The sequence below is a fragment of the Pseudomonas sp. AC463 genome (assembly GCF_979253585.1).
This window is the reverse complement of sequence record NZ_CEEDDZ010000321.1, coordinates 1-329: the sequence shown is the minus strand read 5'-3', so window position 1 is coordinate 329 and position 329 is coordinate 1. Positions and strand designations below refer to the sequence as shown.

Annotated in this window: 1 protein-coding gene; it reads left to right on the top strand. The window is 69.0% G+C overall.

What is annotated here, in order from left to right:
* The coding region (locus tag AC0IYH_RS30330; protein ID WP_471837846.1) for a hypothetical protein at window positions 1-329 on the top strand (329 nt) is incomplete at both ends.

Sequence of the window (329 nt, the reverse complement as noted above, 5' to 3'; positions counted from 1 at the left end):
CCGCCGCCTATAGCCACGCATCGACGCTGACCGAACCGACGACGTTGCTCGTCGCCGATTTCGGCGGCGGCACCAGCGACTTCTCCGTCGTGCGGGTGGCGGAGCCGGGTGCGGCGCGACGCTGCGTCCCACTCGGTCATGCCGGCATCGGGGTCGCCGGCGCCCGGTTCGATGCGCGGATCATCGACCGGCTGGTGCTGCCGTTCCTCGGCAAGGGCGGGCAGTATCGATCGTTCGACAAGGTGCTCGACATCCCCGGCGGCTATTTCGCCGATGTCGCCGACTGGTCGAAGCTGGCGATGATGCGCAATCGCCGGACGTTGGCGGAG